Genomic DNA, 25,464 nt, shown 5'->3' with positions numbered 1-25,464 from the left:
AGAGGCTTTTCAAGGAGCGGGAGTTGGGCTTAAAGCAGGCGAAAGTAGGCGTTAACGACCTGGTTCTGGGTATGTTTGTATCCGGATTGGATCGCCCGTGGACGCAAACTCCTTTTCCTCTGCAAGGCTTCTACCTGCGTGACCTGGAAGAAATTAACCAGCTCAAACGCTACTGCCGCCATGTCTATATCGACATTCAAAAAGGCAAAGGTCCGGCAAATCGGCCTAACGCCCTTGCCCCCATTCGCAAGAAAACCATCGAAGCGCCCAAGCGCAGCCCGAAAAACCAACCTGTGGATGTTAAGGTCTCGCCCCTTAAAGTGCGTCATGATGTGTACAGCCACTACACGCCCTTGAAGAATGAAATCGATGGCGCGCGCCAGTTAAATCAGCGAGTGGCCAAGGCTATTGCGGAAGTGGACAAAGGCCTGGAGAAGCTGGATGGCGAAGTGCTGGCCAAGACCCGAAAAGTCGCCAGTGACATGGTCGACAGTGTGCTGCGCAATCCGGATGCATTGAGTTGGTTGAATCGTGTTCGGGAAGCCGATGAGCACAGCTACAGCCACTCCGTAAGAAGCGCCATATGGGCTATTTTGTTTGGTCGTCATATCGGATTGACTAAAAAAGATCTGGATATTCTGGCCTTTGGTGTCTTGCTCAAAGATGTGGGTAAAATCCAATTGGACGGCGAGTTGTTGCGCAAGGAAAATCGCAGCGATGAAGAAGAGCTGGAATACGAAAAATTTATTGATTACGGCGTAGAAATGCTGCGTAAAAGTCGTCAAGTAGAACCGCGGGCTATCGCGGTTGTGCATAGCCATTGTGAGCGCATTAATGGCAGCGGCTTCCCTCAGCACCTCAAAGGCGACAAAATTCCAGTGTTAGGACGCATTGCCGGCCTGGTGAGTTTTTACGATGAAATCACCAACCCTCGCGACAATAAAAAAGCACTCTCTCCTTCGCGAGCGGTCGCTAAACTGTACGATTTACGCAACGTAGCGTTTCAGGAAGATCTCACCGTTGAGTTTATCCGCGCTATTGGTTTGTACCCAACCGGAACTCTAGTGGAACTGAGCAGTGGGGAAGTTGCGGTGGTGGTTGAACAGAATTTCGAACGCCGTTTAAAACCAAAAGTAATGTTGGTTCTGGACAGTGCCAAGCAACCACTGAAGAAGTTACGTGTTCTGGATTTGGCTCAAAAAGATATGCGTATTCAACGCCAAATCGACAAGGGCAAAAAGCGGGCGCAGGATGTGGAGCGGGTCGAAATTTCTCACGACCTTGAACCCTCAAGCTACCCTATCGATATTGCCAAGGTGCGTGACGACTACCTGTTCAGTAAAGAGAAAAAAGGATTGTTTGAGCGCTTAAAGCATTCGCTGATGGGTTAAGCGCTCAATAATAATGGAGAAGCCAAGCTGGCTTTTTAATGTTCCTTCGTTTCCTGTTCTGCTGGCTGTTCTTCCTGAGAGGATCTTTGCCCCATGCGTTGGCCCATAACCGTAGGGCTACCCGCTTGCAGCTCATCGTTCCAGTCCATGACGCCTTTTCCGAACAGTACAATGGCGGTGGAGCCGAGTTTGAAGCGACCCATTTCTTCCCCTTTTTCCAGTTCGATGTCATCCAATAGCTGGTCGTAATTCTTGCGAATAATCTGGCGCAGCTGAGGGGTGATCTGGCCGGCCCATACGGTTTCGATACTGGCCACAATCATTGCGCCAACCAGCACCACGGCCATCGGGCCCAGTTCTGTGTCGAATACACACACTACGCGTTCATTGCGAGCAAACAGGCGAGGAACATTTTCCGCCGTTGTTTCATTCACGGAAAATAAATCACCGGGCACATGAATCATGCTGCGGAGTTTGCCTGCCAGAGGCATGTGAACGCGATGATAATCTTTGGGTGATAAATATACGGTGGCAAATTTGCCATCATTAAACTCGGCTGCCAATTCATTGGCGCCGCCGAGCAATTCCAGTGTGCTGTAGCTCTGTCCTTTGGCTTGAAAAATGCGGCCGTGTTGTATATCACCCAGCTGACTGATTGCACCATCAGCCGGGAACACAATGCTGTCTTCGCCTTCGTCAATAGGGCGGGCACCTTCTTTTAAGGCACGAGTGAAAAAGTCATTGAAACTGGCATAAGCGCAGGGGTCTTCTTCAGCCGCTTCGCTCATGTCGATGCCAAAACGATCAACAAACCACCGAGTAAAAGGGTCTTTTAACCACTTACGCTGGCTGTTAGCAATTTTTCCCATCAAACGCGACAACAAGTGTTGTGGCACGATGTATTGAAAGACAATAAATAATTTATCCATGTGATGATTCTACCTATTCAATCTCGGTATCACTCAGGTTTCCCCACTCAGACCAGGAGCCTGGGTAAGCGCGAATATCGTAATCCAGGGCTTTGCCAATTAAATAACTCAGGCCGGAACGATGATGAGTTTGGCAGTGTGTAATGATCGGGCGGCTGCCATCAATGCCTAATGTGTTTAAATATTCTCGGGCGTCGCTGCGAATTTTCAGGTGCTGATCGCGGTCCATAAAATCCAACCAGTTGCCATTGATGGCGCCGGGGATATGGCCACCTCTCTGCGCAAGTACTTTTTCTCCGCGGAATTCTTCCGGGCTGCGAGCGTCCCATATGTCGACACTGCCAGGCGCCCCTAGCAGAAATTCAATTTCCTCGCGATTGACACTCGGTGCTTCGGAGATGTCTACCGTAACGTTGCTTGTCTGTGTCGCTTGAACTTCGCCAGGTTGTCGCTCACCACCGATGGCTTGCCAGGCACTCAGGCCACCATTGAGATAGCTATAACGTTGTATGCCAATGCAATCGAGCAGCCAGATGAAGCGTCCGGCCCAGCCGCCACCTTCGTTATCGTAGATGAGGAGATGACTGTCTTCTTGTAAACCCAGGGCTTCAACGATGGCCTTGAGCTCATTGATCTCAGGAAGCAAGCCCGGTGGCTGGCCGCCTCTTGTGGTGGCTTTCGGGTCGATATGTATGGCGCCGGGAATATGGCCATTCAGATAGGTTTCTCTATCACACAGGTCGACAATAATCAGTTGCTGACTCTGATCGAGTTGCTGGAAAGCTTCGGGCTCCACAATAAGGGGCAGTAGCGCGGGGGCACTGGGCATGACAAGTCCTTATTCTCGCTGAAAAACGCAAAAGGCTATTGTATGCCAAGGGCTGGGCAAGCGCTAACGCTCGCGACTATTTTGCCTGCAATTGCCGCAACAGAGCTTGGTGGAAGCCATGGCTCAACTGCTTGAACAAGCGAAACTGCTCATCGTCAATACTGTGCTCTTCGATCAACATCAGTACGGCGGCAGGTTTGCCTCCCACCAAAATCGACATCATGGCAACTTGTTGTTGAGGGTAGAGCAAGCTTTTCAGTTCCGGGCTGAGGCTTGGGTGTTGTGCATTGATCCGGATGGCGGCCGGCTTTTGCAATAGGCGGTGGCATATATCGCTGCTCACCGCTTCGGGTTTGAAAGGTTGTGGTTGTCTGTCTTCATCCAATCCATAGAAATGCCGACAACTCAATTGGCCTTGCTGGTATACCCAGATAAAGGCCCCTCTGCTGGCCAAGCCTCGCCGAAAAGCTTGTAAGGTGAACGCCAGCAAATGTTGGCTGCTGGAAAAGCGTTGATCACCGAGTAAGCGTTTCAGGCACTGCTTGAGCAAAGGCTCATTTTTGGGGGCGCTGGCAGGCGAAGAGGAGGGTGAATCCGAAGTTGACGTATCGGCGGTATCATTCTGTTTCTGCAGAGCGAAATCCGGTAACCAGTGTTGTTGTTGCCACTGGCAGTGTTGCCAGCGCATAGGATGCAAGTCGATGCTCAGGCTGTCATGCCAAGGCATTGTCAACATGCTGTTATTGAGAATACGTATGAGGAGTGCGCGACTCAATCCGCTAACCCCACTGAGAAACTTTATATTTTGTTGTTGGCGACGTGGTTGCCACAGTTGCGAAACCAGACGGTGGCAGGCGATTAACACAGACTGAGCATCAGCACTTTGTGATACCGGTCGGCCTGCGCATCGTAAACGAAAAGCCTGCAGGATGGATTTCAGCTGTGCAAAGCTTTTGTGTTCCGGCCATTGCCAGGCGGCGCGGCAAGTGGGAAGAACGGCGCGTTGAGAATGGAAATCCTGTGACAGTTCTGAAAACCGACAGCCCAGCATATATTGTTGAACCTGTGGGTTGCCACGCCCCTGTTTCTGCAGGGTTTCAATTTGCAGCTGGAGATCCGGGCTGTCGATGGCTATCGCCCATTCGGGAAGGCGATACAGCAAACTGCTCAGTTGGTATTGTCGGGACCAGTCTTTTTTTAAAGCAACAGAAATGCCGTTGAAGAGCTGGGAGGCTAACAGGCTGGTGATGATACTTCGGCTGAGTACCGCGTAGTGGGTGTCCAGTTGCTCTCGTGAAAGTTCACGGCAACTTTGTACGATATGGTTGACCTGTGGGATGCCGACCAGACTGATGAGTGACTCCAGATGATGAGGCCATTTTTCGCGCTGTGGGATGAGGCTGTTGGCGCGTTCGCTGAGTATCCAGCACAGCAGTGGGTCGTTCAGGCAAGCCTTGGCAATACTGGCAGCACTGGCGTTCGGTGCCTGGCATGCTTGTAAGACTTGCTGGCGAGTACCGGGAAGGACGTTCCATTCAATGCGGTTAAGTTTTTGTAAGCAGTAACGATCGCCTTCGGCTTGAGGTTTGATTACGAGCTTGACCGGTTCTGACATGCATACCCCTGGAGTTCAATAAACACACAAGAGCTTCGAGTGGATCTCAGGCCGGGTCTTCAAAACTCTTCAGGATATGATAGTAGCTGTTGAGCCTTTCTGCTCTGATATGGCCTTCTCCAGCGGCTTTTTGTAGCGCGCAGCCCGGTTCTTTTTCGTGTTGGCAATCGCGGAAGCGGCATTGGCCGATATAATCTTTCAGCTCACGAAAGCCAGACATGAGCTCGTTGACTTCCAATGGCCAAAGTCCGAATTCACGGATTCCCGGAGAATCAATCAGATTACCGCCTCCTGGGAAATGCAGAAGAATCGCTGTGGTGGTGGTGTGGGTGCCTTTCTGGCGCGCTTCAGAAAGGGCGCCGGTACGGAGATCGAGGCCGGGTATCAAACTGTTGATCAGTGATGATTTACCGACACCGGATTGCCCGACAAAAACACTGTTGCCGTCTTTGAGGAGTTCGGTTAAGTCGTCCACGCCTTCACCGGTGCTGGCGGATAGCTTCAGGGTTTGATAACCCAGCTCGCGGTACATTTGAGCCAGGGTTTGCACTTTTTCTGATTCCTGCCCGCCATCCAGTTGATCGCATTTGTTAATCAGTAAGAGAGGCTCAAAGCCCAACAGTTCAGCCACCACCAGGTAGCGGTCAATCAGATTGCCGAACGGTTCGGGGTAAGGCGCAACCACAATCACCAGGCGGTCGATGTTGGCAGCAATGGTTTTCATGTTGCCGTGGCTATCCGGACGAGTGAGTACGCTGCGGCGTTCCAGAACCGCTTCGATAACGCCAATGCTTTGGCCCTGGCGCCAGACCACGTGGTCGCCGGTAACAATGGAACCGAGGTTGGCCCGGAGGTGGCAGCGCTGGCTGATGGTGTCGTCCAGATCGAGACTTTCAACTTCAACCTGTGTGCCATAGTGAGCGATAACGAGGCCGTTTTGCTCGTCCCCCAGACTGTCTGCTTCCAGGCTTTCCAGCTCTTTGTTGCGCTTCTTGGAAGCTCGTTCAGCCCTCTCGGCCTGTATTTTTTCAATACGCCAGGCTTGGCGGCGGCTGAGTTTGCGCTTCGACATACAAATGGGGTGCTAAAATTAGGTTAGAAAGATCGACATGGTGCCAGTACAATGCTCTGGCAACAAGTATTTCATCCGCGCGCGTGATTAAGAGGATAATCAATGTCTGTATCAGATACCCATCTCATCTGGATAGACCTGGAAATGACAGGCCTGATTCCGGTCAGTGATGTGATTATTGAAATCGCCACTATTGTCACGGACGCCGATTTGAATATCCTCGCTGAAGGCCCCGTTTATGCCATCAAACAGCCCAAAGGGCGGATGGAAAAAATGGATGCCTGGAACACCAAAACCCATGGAGAGTCAGGCCTGACGGCGCGGGTTTTAAACAGTCAAATCAGCATGAGCAAGGCGGAGCAGGATACTCTGGAGTTTTTGCGTCAGTGGGTGCCCGCGGGTGCCTCGCCCATGTGTGGAAATTCTATCTGTCAGGATCGCCGTTTCATGGCGCGTTATATGCCTGAACTGGAAGCCTTCTTTCATTATCGCAATCTGGATGTGAGCACGATTAAAGAGTTGGCCAAGCGCTGGCGTCCGAGTGTGTTAGCCGGCTTCAGTAAAAAGGGCTCACATTTGGCCTTGGATGATATTCGAGAATCCATTGCGGAACTCAAGCATTATCGCGGGCCATTTATTGATCCAGTCTTTGCGGACGAGTGAAGCTTCAGTCGTTGTCCTGGCGTTTAATTTTTCGCTTGCGGCGACGCTGGGGGTTTTCTTGTTGGGCAATCGCCCAGTGCAGATGATCCGCTAATACGGCATTTGCTTCAGGCAGTTTTCCGGCCAGAGCTTGGCGCGCTTCCATACTGGGTTTGGCATTGCCTAGACCAATAGCCAGATTTCTTTGCCAGCGTTGGTAGCCAATTCGGCGTAGCGGGGAACCCGCTGTGCGTTGCAGAAATGCTTCTTCGTTCCACGCGAACAATTCCAGTAAATCACTATCGTGCAATTTGTGGCGAGGTAAGAAATCCGGTTCTTGGGTTTGTTGGGCGTATTTGTTCCAGGGGCAGATAGCCTGGCAATCATCACAGCCAAAGACCCGGTTGCCCATTGGATCGCGAAACTCTTCGGGAATAATGCCATCGTATTCGATTGTGAGGTAGGAAATGCATCGGCGTGCATCAAGCACATAGGGTTTTGGAAAGGCATCCGTTGGGCAGACCTGCAAGCAGGCTTTGCAATCGCCACATTGATTCGGCTCAGGTTCTGGATTGAGAGGCAGTTCCAGATTGGTAAACACTTCCCCCAGAAAAAACCAACTGCCCGCTTCGCGATTTATCAATAGAGTGTGCTTACCGGTCCAGCCCAGTCCAGCTTTTTCAGCGAGGGGGCGTTCCATTACCGGGGCACTGTCGACAAATGCGCGTGCGCCGTGCTCCCGGCCAATAAAATCTTCAATCTGTTTCGCGAGTTGACTGAGTCGTTTACGAATCAGTTTGTGATAGTCGCGACCGAGTGCATAGCGTGAGACATACGCTTTGCTGGAATCTTTGAGCACACGGATAGGCTCAGTGGATGGGGGCAGATAATTCATTCGAGCACTGATGACGCGCTTGGTTCCAGGCAGCAATTCATCGGGGCGACTGCGTTTATGGCCATGCTCGCCCATCCATTTCATGTCACCCTGGTAACCTTTGTTGAGCCAGGTTTGGAGATCGTTCTCCTGCTGCTGTAAATCAGTGTCGCTGATGCCGACGGCCTGAAAACCCAGCTCACGTCCCCAAATCGGGATCAACCTGGCGAGTTCTTCAAGTTTGTCCGCACTGTTCATATTGCTGCCTTTCGCCTGCTGCTGTGGCTTGGGTATAATTCAAAAAATAACATCAGTGAAGTGTGCTCCAGACCGGGATGCTTGCCCTGGAGATTTGACTGAATACCTTCAAAGCACATTGGGATGACAATGTATAACCATACGCAAAGCCAAGCGCTACCGCGCGCATTATATACCGCAGAGCAGGTAAAAGCCCTGGACCAAAAGGCGATTAATGAGCTGGGTATTCCGGGCATTAAATTGATGAAGCGTGCTGGACGCGCTGCCTTTGAGCGATTGTTGCAACACTGGCCTGAACTCGACAGCCTGACCGTGTATTGCGGCGGCGGCAATAATGCTGGTGATGGCTATGTGGTGGCGGCATTGGCCGCGCAAAAACGCATTGCCGTGGACATTGTGCAATTGGCCGATCCAGAAAAATTGCCGGCCGATGCCTACACGGCCTACCAGTTTGCCCGCCAGGAGGGGGTCATTATGGCGCCCTTTGGTGAGCACGGTGCCATTGCCGGTGAGGTGGTTGTTGACGGTCTGCTGGGTATTGGCGCTCAGGGTACTCCGCGCGGTGACTATGCGGCGGCCATTCGCCAGATCAATGAAGCCAATAAACCGGTGCTGGCGTTGGATATCCCTTCGGGCCTGTGTGCGGACAGTGGTCATGCTGATGAGGCAGTGAGGGCGGATGTGACGGTCTGCTTCATTGGCTTAAAGCGTGGATTGCTGACAGCTCGAGGACCGAAATTGTGTGGCCAGCTTTATTATCATGATCTGGCCTGCGCAGAGGCCTGCCAATCGCTGCCCGCAGAGGTGGAGCGTATACAAAGTACCGAATTGCTCGCTCGTTTACCTGCTCGTGAAGCGGATGCACACAAGGGGCGTTTCGGGCATGTTCTCGTCATTGGAGGTGACTATGGTTTCGCGGGTGCGGCATTATTATCCGCGGAATCAGCCGCTCGCTGCGGGGCAGGCTTGGTCAGTGTCGCGACCCGCGCTGAGCATATTGGTGCAATCATTTCCCGACGCCCTGAATTAATGGCCCAGGCTGTAGTCTCCGGCCAGGAGCTGCAACCTTTGCTGGAAAAAGCATCTGTACTGGTGATTGGACCAGGGCTCGGACGCAGTCCCTGGTCAGAGCAGCTGTTGCAAAAAGCGGCGGATTACAGTGCTGAGCAGGGCGTCCCTATGGTAATGGACGCCGATGCTCTGAATATGTTGGCCGAGGGGCGAGTACTTGAAGGCGCGCGTGATAATTGGGTGTTGACCCCCCATCCTGGCGAGGCGGCTCGCCTTCTTAACACGGATATTCCAAGTGTTGAGGCGGATCGCTTTGCCGCCGTATCACAGCTGCAACAACGCTATGGTGGGGCGGTTTTGTTGAAAGGTGCAGGCAGTCTGATTTGTTGCAATCAAGCGGCGATTGGCCTGGCCAGTGTGGGTAATCCAGGTATGGCAACCGCAGGCATGGGGGATGTGCTCAGCGGTGTTATTGCTGCCTTAATTGCTCAGGGAATGAATGTGGGCGATGCCTGTCGACTGGGGGTGTGCCTGCATGGTGATGCCGGTGATTTGGCCGCCAATGAGTTGGGTCAGCGAGGTATGCTGGCCGCCGATCTGATCCCTCACCTTTCTGAGTTACTGGCGGAATCCTAGTCGTGAATATTGTAAAAACACTGAAAGATGAAGCCGCCAGTCTGGCATTGGCGACGGAGTTGTCACAGGCTTTGCAAACACAATTGCGTCATGACTCGTCCAAGTCACAGAGTGATTTCCCTGATGGACTGGTGATCTATCTGCTCGGAGATCTGGGGGCCGGGAAAACCACTTTCAGCCGCGGCATATTGCGTGGGTTTGGGCATCAAGGTGCGGTTAAGAGTCCAACTTATACACTGGTGGAGCCTTATGAGCTGAGCGTTCCGGTTTTTCATTTTGATCTGTATCGCCTCGCCGATCCAGAAGAGCTGGAATACATGGGCATACGGGACTACTTTGCACCGGGGCACCTGTGTTTGATTGAGTGGCCGAGTCGTGGCGAAGGCTTTTTGCCGACGCCGGATATCGTGATTCAAATTGACGTAGATGGGCCGGGAAGAATCATGGATCTACAGGCCCAAAACGTGGCCGCTGAACGAATTTTGAATGCCCTTGCCTAAGGGGCAGCATAAGGATATCGGGAGTGCCGGGCTGGCTGGTTCGGTTTCCCGAAAAAAGCGGCTATACTTGGCGTATAGCGTGTGTGACGGGCAGTTCAACCATAATATTTGCCCGCAGTAAAATAAGACTGATAAAACAGCGATTGTGTTTGCTGTTATTGACCGAAATTGGGGGAAGCAATGGGCTTTCGAGCAAGCGAATTAGTGCTGCCCAAGCGCCTATGGATGGTGCTGTCCTTTCTTTGCTTTTCTGTTGCCGAATTCGCGTACGCGAAAGCGCAAATTGAAGGGGTTCGTCTGTGGCGGGCACCCGACCATACCCGCGTGGTTTTTGATCTTTCTGCGCCTCTTGAACACAAATTGTTTAGTCTTGAAAACCCTCACCGTCTGGTTCTCGATATGGAATCGGCAGGGAATCAATTTGCCCTGGCTGATCTGGATCTTGATAAAACGCCGATTCGTCGAATTCGCAGTGGCGCTCGTGATAAACAGGATTTGCGGGTTGTTCTGGATTTGCATGAGGCCGTAAAACCGCGCAGCTTCTTGTTGAAGCGTCACGGCGATAAGCCCGATCGCCTGGTGCTGGATTTATTTGATAAAAGCCTGAAGACCGAAAAGAAACTGGAACAAACTCAGCCCAGTAAAAAGCGCGACATTATAATCGCCGTTGATGCTGGACACGGGGGTGAAGACCCGGGCGCGATAGGGCCGGGACGCTTGCGTGAAAAAGCGGTGGTTTTGGCCATCAGTAAGGAACTGGTGCGTCAGATCAATCAAGTGAAAGGCTATCAGGGGAAACTGGTGCGCACCGGCGACTACTACATTGGTTTGCGTAAGCGTCGTAATATTGCGCGAGATATGCGCGCCGATTTATTTATTTCTATTCATGCGGACGCGTTCAAGCATCCAAGTGCCAGTGGAGCGTCGGTATTTGCTTTGTCCCGTCGCGGCGCAACATCTGAGACTGCTCGGTTTCTGGCTCGCAAGGAAAACGAAGCGGACTTGATTGGTGGTGTTGGTGGCGTGAGCCTCGAAGATAAAGATGAGGTGTTGGCGGGGGTATTGGTCGATCTCTCCATGACTGCCAGCCTGAGTTCGAGTTTGCAGGTAGGAGATAAGGTATTGAAGTCGATGGGGAAAATCGCCAAGCTCCATAAACGCCGAGTCGAACAGGCGGGCTTTGCGGTACTGAAGTCACCTGATGTGCCCTCGATTTTGGTGGAAACAGGCTTTATCTCAAATCCGAAAGAAGCGAAAAACCTGGGCAGCAGTCGCTACCGCAAAAAGATGGCCAGTCAGATTTTCAAAGGGGTGCGCAGTTACTTTGATGATAAACCGCCCGTGGGCAGTTATCTGGCTTGGGTGAAAAGTGGTCAGAAGGATAGTCGGCCGAAAGAATACATCATCGCAAGAGGCGATACTCTCTCGGGTATTGCATTGGAATATAATGTCTCGGTCGCGGAATTGAAAAAGGCCAATAAGCTGCGTAATTCCCGCATTCGTATCGGGCAGCGTTTGAAAATTCCCACCTCCTAACCGCTCTCTGCCCATTGAATTGCATGGGGCTGTTTAAAGCCCGACTATCGAAGGATGCGAAAGCCTCCAAAGCCCGTTAAACTGCCTGCCTTGTCTGTACGGATTGGAATCACATGTCGAAAATCAAGCTTCTCAGCCCACGTCTCGCTAACCAGATTGCTGCTGGTGAGGTGGTGGAACGCCCAGCATCGGTAATCAAAGAGCTTCTGGAAAACAGTTTGGATGCTGGTGCCAGTCGGGTAGAGGTGGAGATCGAAGCCGGTGGCGTCAAGTTGATGCGCGTGCGTGACAACGGCAGTGGTTTAGGCAAAGACGATTTGCCCTTGGCGTTGTCACGTCACGCCACCAGTAAAATCTATGAATTGGATGATCTGGAAGCTGTGGGTACTTTGGGTTTTCGTGGGGAAGCTCTGGCGAGTATCAGTTCCGTGTCGAGATTGACCCTGACCAGTAATGCGGGTGATGCCGGTGAGGCTTGGCAGGCCAGTGCCGAAGGGCGAGATATGGTGGCCGAACTGAAACCGGCTGCACACCCTCGAGGGACCACAGTGGAAGTGCGCGATCTGTTTTTTAATACGCCGGCTCGCCGAAAATTTCTGCGCACTGAAAAAACCGAGATGAATCGCATTGACGACGTCATCAAGCGTTTGGCTATGTCACGTTTTGATGTGAATTTCGTATTGCGGCACAACGGTAAGGCTATTCATAACTTGCCTGCAGCCGGTAATCAGCACGAAAAGGAACGCCGCCTGGCGCAGATTTGTGGCCCGGCGTTTATGGAAAATGCTGTGCATCTGGATATTGAACGCAGTGGCTTGCGCTTATGGGGGTGGGTGGCACTGCCGAGTTTTTCTCGCAGTCAGGCAGACATGCAACATTTTTACGTGAATGGGCGCGCTATTCGCGACAAGCTGGTTACTCATGCTGTGCGGCAAGCTTATCAAGACGTGCTCTATCACGGCCGCCATCCGGCTTATGTTTTGTATCTAGAGCTTGATCCTGCCACGGTAGATGTAAACGTGCACCCAACTAAGCATGAAGTGCGTTTTCGGGATAATCGAATGGTGCACGACTTTCTGTTTCGGAGTTTGCACCGAGCGTTGGCTGAAGTCCGACCGGATGATCAACTGCCCAGTGCTGATGCCAATGTTTTACAAGCAACGGCGGCGCCGACTGGCGGTCTCGCTGCGGGTGAGTTTAAGCAACAGGAGGCGATGGACTTTCGCCCCCAATCTTCGCCCTTCAATGCGCCTTCTGCCAGTATGGCTTCGTCCGGATTTTCCTCGAGTTCGGCTTCAGGTTATCGCCCTGAGCAGCGTCCTGCGGAAGATCAATTGCGTGAACAAATGGCGAATTACGCCCAAGTTGTTGCGCCACCAGAACATCAGGGCGCAGGCCTGGATTCTTCAAATGAACAGATTCCACCTTTGGGTTATGCAATTGCTCAGCTTAAAGGTATTTATATTCTGGCTGAAAATGCCCAAGGGTTAGTGGTTGTCGACATGCACGCGGCCCATGAGCGGGTTGTCTATGAGCGCATGAAGTTGTCCCATGCCGCAGAAGGCATTAAGGCGCAACCGCTGCTGGTGCCCCAGAGCCTGGCGCTCAGTCAAAAAGAAGCGGACTTTGCTGAACAGTTTAATGAAAACTTCAGTTCTTTAGGTTTCGTCATTGAACGGGCGGGGCCTGAAACCTTATTGGTTCGTCAGGTACCTATGTTACTGAATAAAGCGGATGTGGAAACGCTGGTGCGTGATGTTCTTTCCGATTTGATTGAATACGGCGATAGTCGACGCATTACTGAGCATGCCAATGAAATTATGGCGACTATGGCTTGCCATGGTTCCGTGCGCGCAAATCGCAAATTAAGTATTGCGGAAATGAACGCTTTGTTGCGGGATATGGAGGCCACCGAACGCAGTGGCCAATGCAATCATGGCCGTCCAACCTGGTCCATGTTGAGCCTTGCTGAGATGGACAAACTCTTTATGCGGGGACAGTGAGGGAGTTGGTTTCCTGCTCCAAGCGTTGTTTGTTCAGCAATTCAATCAGCTCTTTTTGAGTCAGCGGCTTGGCAAACAAATAGCCCTGCCCATAGTCGCAGTTATTTTGATTGAGGAAGTCGTGTTGTTCCGGGTTTTCAATGCCTTCGGCCACGACTTTTAACTGCAGCTTATGGGCCATGGCGATGATGGCCGCCGTGATTTCCATGTCGCTCTGGCTATTGGGAATATCCATCACAAAGGAACGATCCACTTTCAAAATGTCGACGGGCAAGGACTTGAGGTAGCTCAATGAGGAATAGCCGGTTCCAAAGTCGTCGATGGACAGAGTGACGCCAAGCTCCCGGAGTTTTTGCAGCAACTCGAAACTTTCATCTATGTTACCCATCACCATAGACTCGGTGATTTCCAGTTCAAGGTATTCCGTTGGTAAACCGGTGGCTGCCAATGTTTTTTCTACTGAACGAAGAAAGCCCGGGTCGGTAAATTGTCGAGCTGAAATGTTCACGGCCACTTTAATGGGTGGTAGACCGGCTTTCAGCCAGCTGGATACCAGGCGACAGCTTTCTTTTAAAATCCACTCGCCAACGGGCACAATCAAACCGGTTTCTTCCAGGGTATCGATAAACTGATCCGGGTACTGCAAACCCTTGCTGGGGTGCTGCCAGCGAATCAGAGTTTCCATGCCACAAATTTCACTGCTGTTAATGTGCACCTGAGGTTGGAAATACAACTCGAATTCCTGATTGGCCAATGCGTTTCGCAGTTCATTTTCCAGAGACAGCTGGCGCGCCGCTCGAAGCGTGAGCTCCTTGCTGAACGCGCAGTATTTATTTCGGCCCATGGCTTTGGCTTGATACATGGCCAAGTCGGCGTTCTGTAATAATTCTTCGGTGGTGATGCCATCGTTAGGGGCGACAACAATGCCGATGCTGGCGGAAATGTTGATCTCGGTTCCCGCAATGTGGATGGGCATGATCAGGGTACTGAGAATATGGCTGGCCAGCGAGCGGGTTTCGTGAGGATCTTTTACGGTGTCGATCAAAATACAAAATTCATCGCCGCCCAGTCGCCCGACGACATCCGCAGCGCGAACACAGGATTTCAAACGGTTAGAAACAATACCGAGTAATTTGTCTCCTGCGCTGTGACCCAGGGAATCGTTGATGCGCTTAAAATTATCCAGATCCAGGAACAGCAGGGCAAAGCCGGTTTTGTTTCGTTTGAAACGTCGTTGACGCAGTTTGATTTCTTTCAAAAAACAATATCGGTTCGCCAGCCCTGTAAGATTGTCGAACATCGCCAAGTTTTTGAGCTCGTCGGTGCTCTCTTGCAATTGCATTTGAAGCTGGTCGAGTTGAGTGGACAGTTCGCCTTCTGCTTCCAGCAACTGGTCGACCTCATCGGCGAAAAAGCGGCGCGGTTTTTGTCGTTTGATTAGGGAAGAGGCCAGCTCATAATCGCCTTTGATCAAGGTGCGCATAATGCGAGTCTGTTTGATCATGCGATTCAAGGGCAAAAGCATCATCATGAACAAGACGATGCATCCGGTCAGCAGCGGCAGCAAAATTTGACTGAGGGATTGCTCTTCGGCGGCCTTGGTGGCTTGTACGGATTGGCTGATGTCGGACAGGATCACCATGCTTAAACGAGCATCCATAAACTGAGGCATGCTGAAGATGCTGATGTCGTAACTGCGGTTGTCAGATTCCAGAGTTTGGTTTGTGCCAATACTGTCGGTAAAACTACTTTGGTGAGACAGGCGGATAATATGCGGCAAGTTCTTCCGACGTTGGGTCAAATGCAACACGGATTGGGCCCAGTTGGGAATGTCCGGGGTGTCGATGTTGGGGCGGCGACTGATGATACCAATGTCCGTTTTGGTTACCTGTCGAAAATCATCCAGTAACTGGCTAAGTTGTACATCGATTTGAATCAGTCGATGCCCCTGTGGGCCTTTGATGGGCATTAACATGGATTGGCTGCAGCGTGTCTGGCAGCTGATCTTGGAGCCCGATTGATTCTCGCCGCTGATGGTTTCTTGTAGAACCGCGACAGGCATTTGAGGAGAGCTGCCCCAGCGCTTCAACATTTCTCCATTGCTGTTGTATAAGCTGATGCCCTCAATCCCCCAATCCGCTTGCAAATAGAGCCAGTAGCGATTGATGACTTGTTCTAGGCTGCTGTTCTGGGGGTATTTGAGAGCTTCTGGAATACCGCTGGCAACTTGTTGCAGACGTTGCTCGGATTGCTCGATCAATCCGGTTAATAAACCGACATGTTGCTGATGCATTTCAGCGCGTTCATTTGCATTGGTTTTATCAGCGCGTTGATCAATGAAGTAAAAGAAGACTGCACACAAAAACGCCAGTAATAGACTGACCGCAAGCGTCGCTTTCCATCTCAGACTGATAAACATTTATACACTCGCCTTATGTTCTTGCTGCTGCCTTTCTGTCGCCATGCGTAGGTAGGGGCACATTGTTACCGATGATGTGGAATCGCAGTCTGGTCGCCTGTGCTTGGGTGTGGGAGGAAGGCCTGGTGACAAAAACATCCAGTTTATCCCTATCCTTCTATAGAACTTCTCTGCCACCCAAATAAGCATAGTCTCGAATAAAGGCATCCGTGTTGTTTATCGTAAAACCTAGCTCAATGTTAATGGCTTTTTTCAATGCTTGAAGCCAGAAGGGCCGATTATCCCTGAATAACAAACTAATTTATGGGGAACTGTTCAAAATTGGAAAGCTTGTCATGCTTACTGTGGGATTTTTGGCTCAAGTTATCTGGTTATTAAGTTTTAGGTGTCCAGTATTTGCACAAATAAATATGCCCGAGAGAATCTTTTGAATCATCGTTATACTGCGGACATGACTGTATCGACATCCACAGGCGAGCGTGAGCTGCCTAACGTAATATTCCTGCTTGGCCCGACGGCGTCGGGCAAAACTGCCCTGGCCCTCGAGATTGCCAAACGCCTCCCTGTTGAAATCATCAGCGTCGATTCGGCGCTGGTTTACCGGGGCATGGATATCGGCTCGGCCAAGCCCAATGCCGAGGAGTTGGCACAGGTCCCTCATCATCTGATCGACGTTCGAGATCCTGCTGAGCCCTACAGTGCAGCCGATTTCAAAAGCGATGCGGAAGCATTAGTCGACGGCATTCTGGCTCGGGGTAACACCCCTTTGCTGGTCGGTGGCACCATGCTCTATTTCAAGGCGCTCTTGGACGGCATGGCTGATATGCCGGCGGCGGACCCGAGCATTCGGTTGGGGATTGAGCAACTGGCGGAAAAGGACGGTTGGCCGGCTGTCCATGCCGAGTTGGCCAAGGTTGATCCTGACAGCGCGGCTGCGATCCACCCTAATCACTCCCAGCGATTAAGTCGGGCCCTGGAGGTGTATCGCTCCAGTGGGCGAACCATGACGGAATTGCGTCGTCAGCAGCAAGCCGAGAGACGTGAGGGTTTTGCGGATCGCTATTGTGTTCTGCAAATGGCCATTGCTCCCCATGATCGAGCCTTATTGCACCGCCGTATTGAACAACGCTACCACGCCATGATTGATCAGGGTTTGCTGGAAGAAGTGAAAGCCATGCATTGTCGTCCAGATTTGCATGTTGCCCTGCCTTCCGTACGAGCGGTTGGGTATCGCCAGATCTGGCAACATCTCGATGGTGAATTGGGTTTGGATGAGGCTGTTGAAAAAGCTATTGTGGCGACACGCCAACTGGCCAAGCGCCAGTTAACCTGGTTGAGAGGGTGGTCTGAACTAAATTGGGTCTACATTGACAAAGAAAATGGGCAAATATTACCGGAAGATGAAATTATCTCCCAAGCGATGGGATTTATTGGCCGAAACGACATATAATAGGTAGGTCAGTTGTAAAAGGCCTCATTTGAGCCCTTTATTACGCTTGTTTCTGCCTCTTCAGAGTCGTCCCCAGCTATATTTGGCTCTAGAGAGTGTTTTTGCAGGAAGTTTTTTTGCTTATTTTTAAGGAGAATAACAATGTCAAAGGGGCATAGCCTACAAGACCCTTACCTGAATGTGCTACGTAAAGAGCGCATTCCAGTGTCCATTTATTTGGTAAACGGTATTAAGCTTCAGGGCCAGGTTGAGTCATTCGACCAGTTCGTGGTGCTGTTGAAAAACACTGTTAGCCAAATGGTTTATAAACACGCAATTTCTACGGTTGTTCCTTCTCGCCCTGTACGTGTACCTATGTTGAATCCAGCAGCAGGTGAAGGCGAAGAAGGTTAATCAATAGAGGGTAACCTTGTTTTTTGATCGACCTGATTCGGGTGAACTGGCGGTTTTGGTTCACCTGGATCTCTCTCGCAGTGAAGATTCAGACGATCCCCGCGAATTCGAAGAGCTTGTGCTCTCGGCCGGTGGAGACCCCGTCGCTTTTATGACCGGGCATCGTCACAGTCCCACCCCTAATTACTTTATTGGCAGCGGCAAGCTTGAGGAACTCAAGCAGACGGTGCAGCTGCACGGTGCCCAACTGGTTATTTTCAACCATGTGTTGAGCCCCAGCCAGGAACGCAATCTGGAAAAAGAGCTCGAATGCCGGGTTCTGGATCGCACTGGATTGATTCTGGATATTTTTGCCCAGCGTGCCCGTACCCATGAAGGTAAATTGCAAGTTGAGTTGGCTCAGCTGCGCCATATGTCTACCCGCCTGATTCGCGGTTGGACGCACCTTGAGCGGCAAAAAGGCGGTATTGGTCTGCGTGGCCCGGGTGAAACCCAGTTGGAAAGCGACCGCCGCCTGTTGCGCGGACGCATCAGCACGATTGAAAAGCGGCTGGAAAAAGTGCGCAAGCAGCGTGATCAGGGGCGACGGTCTCGGCAGCGTGCCGACCTGCCGACCCTGTCATTGGTGGGGTACACCAATGCCGGCAAGTCCTCCTTGTTCAATATCATCACTGAGGCTGGAGTGTATGCTCAGGACCAACTTTTTGCGACGCTTGACCCGACAATGCGCCGGGTTGAGCTCGATGGTGTTGGCGGTGCCGTGCTGGCCGATACGGTCGGGTTTATTTCACATCTCCCGCATAAATTGGTTGAAGCATTTCGCGCCACCTTGGAAGAGGCGTCCAATGCCGATTTGTTATTGCACGTAATCGATGCTGCAGCCGAAGAGCGGGATCGTAATATTGAAGCCGTGACTGAAGTGCTGGATGAAATTGGTGCGGGTGATATTCCGGCACTGAACATCATGAATAAAATCGATCTGCTGGGGTTAGAACCGAGAATTGATCGAGATGATCAAAATCGACCCGTGGCGGTTTGGTTGTCGGCCCACAGTGGTGAGGGTGTGGATTTATTACGGCAAGCCATTGCCGAGCGCGTCGGGCGAGACATGATTCACGATGTGTTTTCTATGGCAGGCGTCGAGCAAGCGGCGAGTGGTCGTTTGCGCTCTCGTTTTTATGCAAACAACGCCGTTATCAATGAAAGTTATGACGAAGTTGGGGACATGCGCCTTGAGTTACGGTTGCCTCGCAGTGATTTCCGGCGAATTCTGGCGTCGGAAAAGCTGAAAGAGGCGGATGTGCCCCACATTGGCGACGCCAAGCATTAAGGCGTTTCGTGCGCTGGTTGCCTTAAAATGCCTGTTGGCTTGGCTATTAAGTTGCGTAAGTTTGCTTGTAAAATAGCGCATCAGCCTTATATTGATTTATAACAATTCACGGGTAGTACTGCTGCCTTTTGACTGGAGAAAATCTATGGCCTGGAATGAGCCGGGTGGAAACAATAAAGACCCATGGGGCGGTGGTGGAAACCGCGGCGGTGGCAATAATAATGAAGGCCCGCCAGATTTGGATGAGGTGTTCAAAAAGGTTCAGGATCGCCTAGATAACCTGTTTGGCAATGGTGGCGGTAAGAACTCCGGCAGCAAGGGTTCTGGCCTTCCGTTCATGTTGATCTTTATTGTTTTGGGTGTGTTTTACATCGTCCAGAGTTTCTATCAGATCGATGAGCAGGAGCGCGGTGTTGTGCTTCGCTTGGGTGAATACAATCGCACTCTTGAGCCTGGTTTGAAATTTGCGCCTGCGCTGATTGATCAAGTTTTGATCGTTAATGTCACCAAGCAGCGTGTTCATTCGGCACAGTCCTCTATGTTGACCAAGGATGAGAATATCGTTCAGGTTGACCTGTCTGTGCAATACAACATTGCCAATCCGGTGGATTACACACTTCGCGTTCGCAACCCTGATGGCACCTTGGTTCAGGCGACAGACTCTGCTTTGCGTCATGTTGTTGGTTCCTCTCGAATGGATGACGTTTTGACGGTTGGGCGAGAGAAAATCGCGCAAGACGTGCAATTACGCTTGCAGGAATATCTGGATAACTACCAGACCGGTATTTTGGTGAGCAAAGTGAACATGGAGGGCGTAGAGCCTCCACGTGAAGTCCAGGATGCCTTCGATGATGTGATCAAGGCCCGTGAGGATAAGACCCGGACTGAGAACGAAGCCCAGGCTTACGCCAACGGCATTATTCCGGAAGCGCGTGGTAAAGCACAGCGTATGGTCGAAGAAGCAAATGCCTATCAGGCCGAAGTGGTCAGTCGTGCTAAGGGTGAGGCTGAGCGCTTTACCGACTTGCTGGTGGAATATCAGAAGGCCCCTGAAGTGACTCGCGAACGGATGTATCTGGATGCTGTGGAGCAGGTAATGTCCCGTTCTTCCAAGGTGATGATCGATGTCGAAGGCGGTAACAATATGTTGTATTTACCACTGGATAAGATCGCCAGGCCCGGTACCAGCTATCCGTCCAGTCAGGTAGTTTCGCCGGATGTCGTTCGCGATATTAAGAGTCGAGTAATTGACGAGTTGCGTCGTGACGCAGCCGCCAATCGTCGCCGGGAGGTACGCTAATGACGACTAAAACCTTATTTGGCCTATTGCTAATGGGCGTATTGCTGTTGGTTGGGTCCAGCAGCTTATACATCATCAATGAGACTGAGCGTGCGGTAATGCTGCGCTTTGGTGCGATCGAAAAGGATGACTTGCAGCCAGGTTTGGGCTTTAAAATTCCTTTCGTGAACAATATTCGTCGTTTTGATGGCCGGGTTCTAACTTTGGATTCACCGCCAGAGCGGATTTTTACGATTGAGAAAAAAGCCTTGATGGTGGACTCTTTTGCCAAATGGCGTATCACCGATGTGGGTATTTACTATCAAGCAACCTCAGGTGAAGAGCGCACTGCGGTACGCCTTCTGAGCCAGCGTGTAAACGAAGGTTTGCGTAACCAGTTTGGTGGCCGTTCTTTGCAGGAGGTGGTCAGTGGTGAGCGTGATGAGCTGATGGCGGACCTGACGCGTAATCTCACCGAAATCACCAAAAAAGAAATTGGTGTTGAATTGGTCGATGTGCGGGTCAAGAAGATTGATCTACCTGATGATGTCAGTGGCTCGGTCTATGACCGTATGACCTCAGAGCGTGAGAAAGAAGCTCGCGATTATCGAGCAAAGGGTCGTGAGCAGGCTGAAGTTATTCGTGCCGATGCGGATCGTCAGAAGGCCGTACTCGAAGCTGAAGCCTATCGTGAGTCTGAATTGATTCGTGGTGATGGCGACGCTGAGGCTGCTGGTATTTATGCGGATGCATACAATCGTGATCCTGAGTTCTACTCTTTTGTGCGCAGTTTGAATGCTTATAAGAACTCTTTTAAAGGTCGTGAAGACATGTTGTTGGTGGATCCCAACAGCGATTTCTTCCGCTACTTGAATGATTCCAAAGGTAAATCTGACAAGTAGACCTGAAATACACCGTTGACCGGCAGGAAATGGCCTTTAGGGGCTGTTTTCCACCGTGAAGAAAATGGTAAAATCAGAAAAACCGGGGCTAGCTCCGGTTTTTTTGTGTGTGGGCTTCGGCCTTGTTGTGTTTGGGCATGAGCCCAGTGAAGAGAACGTTCGCATGTGGGAGGATTGGGGCCAGGCCCTGTATCTGCTTAACCGTGCTAGAAAGGGTGATCCCGTTTCTGTACTCCCACCGAAAGCGCCGCCTGGTCGTACAAAGGCACAGGTGAACGATTCACACATTCGTGTAGCAGGTCTGCCGCGTGATTTGGCAGGCCTCAATGTACCTGATTAATTAAACGTGAAGGATTGTCACCATGAGCACTGGCCCGGCTAATGTCGACCGCTGGTTATTGCCCGATGGCGTGGAAGAAATGCTGCCCGCCGAGGCGGCAAAAATTGAAGCCTTACGTCGCCGTTTGATCGATACCTATCGCAGCTGGGGATACGACCAGGTTATTCCCCCATTGATTGAATACACCGATTCCCTGCTGATTGGCTTGGGGCATGACCTCGATCTGCTGACCTTTAAAATGACCGATCAGTTGAGTGGGCGTACCTTGGGCATTCGAGCGGATATTACACCGCAGACTGCCCGTATGGACGCGCACAGCTTTCGTCGCCAGGGACCTAATCGCCTGTGCTATGCCGGACATGTGCTGCATACCAAACCGAAGGGCCCACTGGCTACTCGCTCTCCGATTCAGGCGGGTGTGGAGCTGTTTGGGGAAGCGGGATTGGATGCCGATATTGAAGTGGTTTCCCTGATGTTGGAAACCTTGCAGCTGGCAGGGCTCGAAACCGCCAATATCGACCTGGGTCACGTTGGTATTTACCGCGCGGTAGCCGAAGCTGCCGGTTTGAGTACCGAGGAGCAAGAGACCTTTTTTGAGCTGCTGCAACACAAAGCGATTTCAGAACTGGAGCAATGGCTGGAAAGCCTGTCCTTGTCTGCTGAATTTGTTGACCTACTCCAACAGATGCCGCGTTTGGCAGGCGACAAGACGGTTCTCGATAAAGCCCGTCAATGGTTTAACGGTGTGTCCGAGGATGCTCTGGCCGCTCTGGATGAGCTGGAGGCTATTGCTGGAGTGATCGAGCAGCGTTACCCCTGTACGCAGATGTATTTTGACCTCTCCGAGGTGCGTGGCTACAACTACCACACCGGTTTGATTTTCGCAGCCTATGCCGATGGCATTGGCCAGGCTATCGCAAATGGCGGCCGTTATGACCATATTGGTGAAGTGTTTGGTCGAGCGCGTCCGGCAACAGGCTTTGCGGTGGATGTGACCAAGTTGGCTCAGTTGATCTCCGATGGCCCTGTCCTCAAGCGTGGCATTTATGCTGCATCGAGTGATGATCCCGAGCAATGGCAAGTGATACGAGACCTGCGTGCGAAGGGCGAAAGAGTTGTTTGTGGTTTGGCGGATCAGCCAGCCATTCAGGAAGAGCTGGCTTGTGATCGCCAGTTGCAGTTAATTAATGGCGACTACCAAGTCGTTGAATGGCGCTAAGCCAGTAAAGCTTTATTCAGTTTAAGAGCGTGAAAACATGGGCAAGAACGTAGTTATTTTAGGCACCCAGTGGGGCGACGAGGGTAAGGGCAAGATCGTAGATCTGCTCACCGATCAAGTTTCTCTGGTGGCTCGTTTCCAAGGCGGACACAATGCTGGCCATACTCTGGTGATCGAAGGTGAAAAAACGGTTTTACACCTGATCCCCTCGGGCATCCTTCGCGATGGTGTGACCTGCATGATCGGCAACGGTGTGGTGTTGGCGCCCGACGCGTTATTGAAGGAAATGGCTGAGCTGGAAGCCAAAGGTGTACCGGTTCGCGAGCGTCTGCGTCTGTCCCCGTCCTGCCCGCTGATTCTGCCTTACCATGTTTCTCTGGATCAGGCTCGCGAAGCGGCCCGTGGCAGTAAGAAGATCGGTACGACAGGTCGCGGTATTGGTCCGGCCTATGAAGATAAAGTTGCTCGCCGTGGTCTTCGACTGGGTGATTTAATGAATCCAGAGCGCTTTGCGACAAAGCTGAAAGACGTGCTGGAATACCATAACTTTGCGATCGAGCATTACTATAAAGCTGAACCACTGGATTACGATAAAGTGCTGGCAGATGCTTTGGCCTGGGGCGAAGAGCTGCGCCCATTGGTTGCCGATGTGACCGATATGCTGCACAACGCCCGCGAAACGGGTGAAAATATTCTGTTTGAAGGTGCCCAGGGTTCGTTGCTCGACATCGATCACGGTACCTATCCGTTTGTAACGTCTTCCAACACAACCGCCGGTGGCACGGCAACCGGTTCCGGTTTTGGCCCGCTGTATCTGGATTATGTGTTGGGCATTACCAAGGCTTACACCACTCGTGTAGGTTCCGGTCCGTTCCCGACCGAGTTGTCTTGTGAAGTGGGTAAACACCTCGGTGTCGTTGGCCACGAATTTGGTGCCACTACCGGTCGCGAGCGTCGTACCGGCTGGTTCGATGCGGTAGCCGTTAAGCATGCCATTCGTATTAATTCCATCTCAGGCTTGTGCCTGACCAAGCTGGATGTATTGGATGGTCTTGAGTGCGTGAAAATTTGTGTCGGCTATCAGGATAAAGAAGGCAATGCGATTTCCGTTCCTTTCGATTCCGAAGGTTGGGAAGATGTGCAACCCGTTTACGAAGAGATGCCTGGCTGGACCGATTCCACGGTGGGTGCCCAATCCATTGACGCACTCCCTCAAGCGGCCCGGGATTACATTGCCCGACTTGAAGAGCTGGTCGGTGCGCCTGTGGATATCGTTTCAACCGGTCCGGATCGCGTAGAAACCATTATTCTGCGACAGCCCTTCGCCTAAGCGATTCGCGGTTTCAAAAAAGCCGGATTTTATGTCCGGCTTTTTTGTGCCTACTGGATTCCGTTGGTCCGCTTTTGAACCGCTTTCTCACTTAAATTGGTCATGGTATTTGACCTTTGATAGGGCTTTAATCATGCTTCAACAATAATTAAATTCAACAAGAAGTGGCGAGTATTACGATGTATAAAGCTGCTGTTTTCTTTCTGCTGATTAACTGGTTTGCATTAGACTGCTTGGCCAATCCAGTCTCGACAACACCTTCTGTCTCTTACGCCAATACTCTTATCGCCAGTACGACTTTGGTGCCTCCCTATGTCTATAAAGAACATGGGCAGCTCAAGGGCTTGGCTGTCGATATTATCCGGGAGCTTGAAGAGCGAGTTCGCCTGGCTCCCATTGATATTCGTATTCAACCCTGGAAGCGCGCCCTGCGTTGGGCCGAAGATGGTACCAGCGATTTTGTTTTTATGTCGGGCGTCGATAAAGCGCGTGAACGCTGGGGAGACTATATGACTACGCCGATCATTGTGGAGCGCTATCGTTTGTATCGTTTGAAGTCACGTGCTGTTGAGTTGGCCTCGAATTATCAGCAGGCGGGACGATACCGTATCGGAACCGAGCGTGGTTGTTTATATGGTCACGGTATTTTGCGCGAGGCAATTGATCAGCGTTTTTCCAGTAATACGATTTCTAATGACACCGAGAGTAATGTAAAAATGCTTTTGCAGGGGCGTGTCGATGTGATTGCTGGCGATGCGATTCGGGTTGCTTGGGCCCTGAAGAAAATGGGTGTGAGTGAGAAGGTGGTCGCAGTCAATTTTTCAGATGGCGAAGACGGTACCGTACTTGAATGGCCAACTTATATTGTGTTTTCAAAGAAACGTGGACATCAGCGGTTAAAAAGTAAGATGGAAGCAGCGCTGAAAGAATTTTATTCCAGCGCCGACTACCAACGTTTACTGAAGCACTATTATGGTGAAGGTGCTCGTCTCTAGAGTTATTTTCGGGCTTGTCCTGCCTCTAGAATTGGCAGGCCAGCCTCGGTGGGGATGTATATGCGCTCGCCTTTGCCATCCTGCAATCCCTTGATCCATATATAGCGCAGATATTCCTCATTGTTTTTCAAGGACTCGCCAATAATACGATTAGCTTCCGCAGCGGCCTTCGCACGTTCAATATCGGCAAGACCTTCTGCTTTGGCGCGAGCAATTTTTGCTTTTCCCTCAGCTTCAGCCAGTGTCACACGTGCTTTCGCCTGCATTAATGCAGCTTGTTCACGCGCCTTGGCTTCTTCAATCAGTATTTGCTTCGACCATTCGGCTTCTTTCAGCGCTGCTTGGCCATTGAGTTCCTGCTTGTATACGTTGTACTTTGGCCAGGCCCAAAAGGCCAGCATAATCAATGCGATAAAGATGATGGTCAGTATTGCCAATGTACCTATGGCCATGGCTGGTCGATTCTGATACATGTTTGCCCCTCCTGTTGGCGTTAAATCTTAAAGGGAAT

At 51.3% G+C, this 25,464-nt stretch carries 21 protein-coding genes; 14 read left to right on the top strand and 7 right to left on the bottom strand.

Going from position 1 to position 25,464, the window contains the following annotated elements:
* Positions 1-23 precede the first annotated feature (23 nt).
* Complete coding sequence (locus ABWW03_RS01810) at positions 24-1,391, top strand: HD-GYP domain-containing protein (RefSeq protein ID WP_353405991.1); 1,368 nt, start codon at positions 24-26, stop codon at positions 1,389-1,391.
* A gap of 35 nt (positions 1,392-1,426) precedes the next feature.
* Here the strand turns inward: ABWW03_RS01810 and asd are convergent, their stop codons facing one another.
* The 4 genes from asd to rsgA form a co-directional block, all read right to left on the bottom strand.
* Positions 1,427-2,320: an archaetidylserine decarboxylase gene (gene asd / locus ABWW03_RS01805; protein WP_353405990.1), complete on the bottom strand. Its 894-nt coding sequence runs from the start codon at positions 2,318-2,320 to the stop codon at positions 1,427-1,429.
* Between the two features lie 13 nt (positions 2,321-2,333).
* Entirely contained in the window at positions 2,334-3,149 is an 816-nt protein-coding gene (locus ABWW03_RS01800) for a sulfurtransferase (RefSeq protein WP_353405989.1), read from the bottom strand.
* 76 nt (positions 3,150-3,225) lie between these two features.
* A complete protein-coding gene (locus tag ABWW03_RS01795; RefSeq protein ID WP_353405988.1) occupies positions 3,226-4,764 on the bottom strand; it encodes a hypothetical protein in 1,539 nt (512 codons plus the stop codon).
* Positions 4,765-4,810: 46 nt separating this feature from the next.
* A complete protein-coding gene (gene rsgA / locus ABWW03_RS01790) occupies positions 4,811-5,836 on the bottom strand; it encodes a small ribosomal subunit biogenesis GTPase RsgA (protein WP_353405987.1) in 1,026 nt (341 codons plus the stop codon).
* 102 nt (positions 5,837-5,938) lie between these two features.
* Here rsgA and orn point away from each other — a divergent pair, with 102 nt between their 5' ends.
* The gene (gene orn / locus ABWW03_RS01785; RefSeq protein WP_353405986.1) at positions 5,939-6,499 is read left to right on the top strand and encodes an oligoribonuclease; all 561 of its coding nucleotides are present in this window, start codon (positions 5,939-5,941) and stop codon (positions 6,497-6,499) included.
* 4 nt (positions 6,500-6,503) lie between these two features.
* On the opposite strand, the gene queG is transcribed toward orn, so the two are convergent.
* A complete protein-coding gene (queG, locus tag ABWW03_RS01780) occupies positions 6,504-7,610 on the bottom strand; it encodes a tRNA epoxyqueuosine(34) reductase QueG (protein WP_353405985.1) in 1,107 nt (368 codons plus the stop codon).
* A gap of 129 nt (positions 7,611-7,739) precedes the next feature.
* Between queG and ABWW03_RS01775 the strand changes: the two genes are divergently transcribed.
* The 4 genes from ABWW03_RS01775 (at position 7,740) to mutL (ending at position 13,296) form a co-directional block, all read left to right on the top strand.
* Entirely contained in the window at positions 7,740-9,257 is a 1,518-nt protein-coding gene (locus ABWW03_RS01775) for an NAD(P)H-hydrate dehydratase (protein WP_353405983.1), read from the top strand.
* Positions 9,251-9,757 carry a tRNA (adenosine(37)-N6)-threonylcarbamoyltransferase complex ATPase subunit type 1 TsaE gene (tsaE, locus tag ABWW03_RS01770; protein ID WP_435372743.1) on the top strand — a complete coding sequence of 169 codons (507 nt, stop codon included), beginning with the start codon at positions 9,251-9,253 and terminating at the stop codon, positions 9,755-9,757. Before ABWW03_RS01775 ends, tsaE begins: the two co-directional genes overlap by 7 nt.
* 180 nt (positions 9,758-9,937) lie before the next feature.
* On the top strand, positions 9,938-11,293 hold the full coding sequence (locus ABWW03_RS01765; protein ID WP_435372733.1) for an N-acetylmuramoyl-L-alanine amidase: 1,356 nt from the start codon (positions 9,938-9,940) through the stop codon (positions 11,291-11,293).
* Between the two features lie 113 nt (positions 11,294-11,406).
* Positions 11,407-13,296 carry a DNA mismatch repair endonuclease MutL gene (gene mutL / locus ABWW03_RS01760; RefSeq protein WP_353405980.1) on the top strand — a complete coding sequence of 630 codons (1,890 nt, stop codon included), beginning with the start codon at positions 11,407-11,409 and terminating at the stop codon, positions 13,294-13,296.
* On the opposite strand, the gene ABWW03_RS01755 is transcribed toward mutL, so the two are convergent.
* Entirely contained in the window at positions 13,280-15,715 is a 2,436-nt protein-coding gene (locus ABWW03_RS01755; protein WP_353405979.1) for a bifunctional diguanylate cyclase/phosphodiesterase, read from the bottom strand. The two genes, mutL and ABWW03_RS01755, sit on opposite strands and share 17 nt — an antisense overlap.
* Positions 15,716-16,166: 451 nt before the next feature.
* On the opposite strand from ABWW03_RS01755, the gene miaA reads away from it, so the two are divergent.
* The 8 genes from miaA to ABWW03_RS01715 all read left to right on the top strand — a co-directional run bounded on the left by miaA (position 16,167) and on the right by ABWW03_RS01715 (position 24,953).
* A complete protein-coding gene (miaA, locus tag ABWW03_RS01750; protein ID WP_353407107.1) occupies positions 16,167-17,165 on the top strand; it encodes a tRNA (adenosine(37)-N6)-dimethylallyltransferase MiaA in 999 nt (332 codons plus the stop codon).
* A 141-nt stretch (positions 17,166-17,306) separates the two neighbouring features.
* The gene (gene hfq, locus ABWW03_RS01745; RefSeq protein ID WP_166850557.1) at positions 17,307-17,558 is read left to right on the top strand and encodes an RNA chaperone Hfq; all 252 of its coding nucleotides are present in this window, start codon (positions 17,307-17,309) and stop codon (positions 17,556-17,558) included.
* A gap of 16 nt (positions 17,559-17,574) precedes the next feature.
* Positions 17,575-18,888, top strand: a complete 1,314-nt coding sequence (gene hflX, locus ABWW03_RS01740; RefSeq protein ID WP_353405977.1) for a ribosome rescue GTPase HflX — start codon at positions 17,575-17,577, stop codon at positions 18,886-18,888.
* A gap of 145 nt (positions 18,889-19,033) precedes the next feature.
* Complete coding sequence (gene hflK, locus ABWW03_RS01735; RefSeq protein ID WP_353405975.1) at positions 19,034-20,188, top strand: FtsH protease activity modulator HflK; 1,155 nt, start codon at positions 19,034-19,036, stop codon at positions 20,186-20,188.
* Positions 20,188-21,069, top strand: a complete 882-nt coding sequence (gene hflC, locus ABWW03_RS01730; protein WP_353405974.1) for a protease modulator HflC — start codon at positions 20,188-20,190, stop codon at positions 21,067-21,069. Before hflK ends, hflC begins: the two co-directional genes overlap by 1 nt.
* 362 nt (positions 21,070-21,431) lie before the next feature.
* Positions 21,432-22,628 carry an ATP phosphoribosyltransferase regulatory subunit gene (locus ABWW03_RS01725; protein WP_353405973.1) on the top strand — a complete coding sequence of 399 codons (1,197 nt, stop codon included), beginning with the start codon at positions 21,432-21,434 and terminating at the stop codon, positions 22,626-22,628.
* A 37-nt stretch (positions 22,629-22,665) separates the two neighbouring features.
* Positions 22,666-23,958, top strand: a complete 1,293-nt coding sequence (locus ABWW03_RS01720; protein WP_353405972.1) for an adenylosuccinate synthase — start codon at positions 22,666-22,668, stop codon at positions 23,956-23,958.
* Positions 23,959-24,137: 179 nt separating this feature from the next.
* The gene (locus ABWW03_RS01715) at positions 24,138-24,953 is read left to right on the top strand and encodes a substrate-binding periplasmic protein (protein WP_353405971.1); all 816 of its coding nucleotides are present in this window, start codon (positions 24,138-24,140) and stop codon (positions 24,951-24,953) included.
* Positions 24,954-24,955: 2 nt separating this feature from the next.
* Here the strand turns inward: ABWW03_RS01715 and ABWW03_RS01710 are convergent, their stop codons facing one another.
* Positions 24,956-25,426, bottom strand: a complete 471-nt coding sequence (locus ABWW03_RS01710) for a hypothetical protein (protein ID WP_353405970.1) — start codon at positions 25,424-25,426, stop codon at positions 24,956-24,958.
* Between the last annotated feature and the right edge of the window lie 38 nt (positions 25,427-25,464).

The sequence above is a fragment of the Pseudoteredinibacter isoporae genome (assembly GCF_040372805.1).
GTDB lineage: Bacteria > Pseudomonadota > Gammaproteobacteria > Pseudomonadales > Cellvibrionaceae > Pseudoteredinibacter > Pseudoteredinibacter isoporae_A.
The sequence above is the reverse complement of the archived record's forward strand: the minus strand, read 5'-3'. Positions and strand labels throughout refer to the sequence as shown.

Excerpts from the sequence above, each read along its gene's own strand:
- asd (WP_353405990.1), bottom strand. The coding sequence starts at position 2,320 with ATGGATAAATTATTTATTGTCTTTCAATACATCGTGCCACAACACTTG.
- ABWW03_RS01800 (WP_353405989.1), bottom strand. The coding sequence starts at position 3,149 with ATGCCCAGTGCCCCCGCGCTACTGCCCCTTATTGTGGAGCCCGAAGCT.
- ABWW03_RS01795 (WP_353405988.1), bottom strand. The coding sequence starts at position 4,764 with ATGTCAGAACCGGTCAAGCTCGTAATCAAACCTCAAGCCGAAGGCGAT.
- rsgA (WP_353405987.1), bottom strand. The coding sequence starts at position 5,836 with ATGTCGAAGCGCAAACTCAGCCGCCGCCAAGCCTGGCGTATTGAAAAA.
- orn (WP_353405986.1), top strand. The coding sequence starts at position 5,939 with ATGTCTGTATCAGATACCCATCTCATCTGGATAGACCTGGAAATGACA.
- queG (WP_353405985.1), bottom strand. The coding sequence starts at position 7,610 with ATGAACAGTGCGGACAAACTTGAAGAACTCGCCAGGTTGATCCCGATT.
- ABWW03_RS01775 (WP_353405983.1), top strand. The coding sequence starts at position 7,740 with ATGTATAACCATACGCAAAGCCAAGCGCTACCGCGCGCATTATATACC.
- ABWW03_RS01765 (WP_435372733.1), top strand. The coding sequence starts at position 9,938 with ATGGGCTTTCGAGCAAGCGAATTAGTGCTGCCCAAGCGCCTATGGATG.
- mutL (WP_353405980.1), top strand. The coding sequence starts at position 11,407 with ATGTCGAAAATCAAGCTTCTCAGCCCACGTCTCGCTAACCAGATTGCT.
- ABWW03_RS01755 (WP_353405979.1), bottom strand. The coding sequence starts at position 15,715 with ATGTTTATCAGTCTGAGATGGAAAGCGACGCTTGCGGTCAGTCTATTA.
- miaA (WP_353407107.1), top strand. The coding sequence starts at position 16,167 with ATGACTGTATCGACATCCACAGGCGAGCGTGAGCTGCCTAACGTAATA.
- hfq (WP_166850557.1), top strand. The coding sequence starts at position 17,307 with ATGTCAAAGGGGCATAGCCTACAAGACCCTTACCTGAATGTGCTACGT.
- hflK (WP_353405975.1), top strand. The coding sequence starts at position 19,034 with ATGGCCTGGAATGAGCCGGGTGGAAACAATAAAGACCCATGGGGCGGT.
- hflC (WP_353405974.1), top strand. The coding sequence starts at position 20,188 with ATGACGACTAAAACCTTATTTGGCCTATTGCTAATGGGCGTATTGCTG.
- ABWW03_RS01725 (WP_353405973.1), top strand. The coding sequence starts at position 21,432 with ATGAGCACTGGCCCGGCTAATGTCGACCGCTGGTTATTGCCCGATGGC.
- ABWW03_RS01720 (WP_353405972.1), top strand. The coding sequence starts at position 22,666 with ATGGGCAAGAACGTAGTTATTTTAGGCACCCAGTGGGGCGACGAGGGT.
- ABWW03_RS01715 (WP_353405971.1), top strand. The coding sequence starts at position 24,138 with ATGTATAAAGCTGCTGTTTTCTTTCTGCTGATTAACTGGTTTGCATTA.
- ABWW03_RS01710 (WP_353405970.1), bottom strand. The coding sequence starts at position 25,426 with ATGTATCAGAATCGACCAGCCATGGCCATAGGTACATTGGCAATACTG.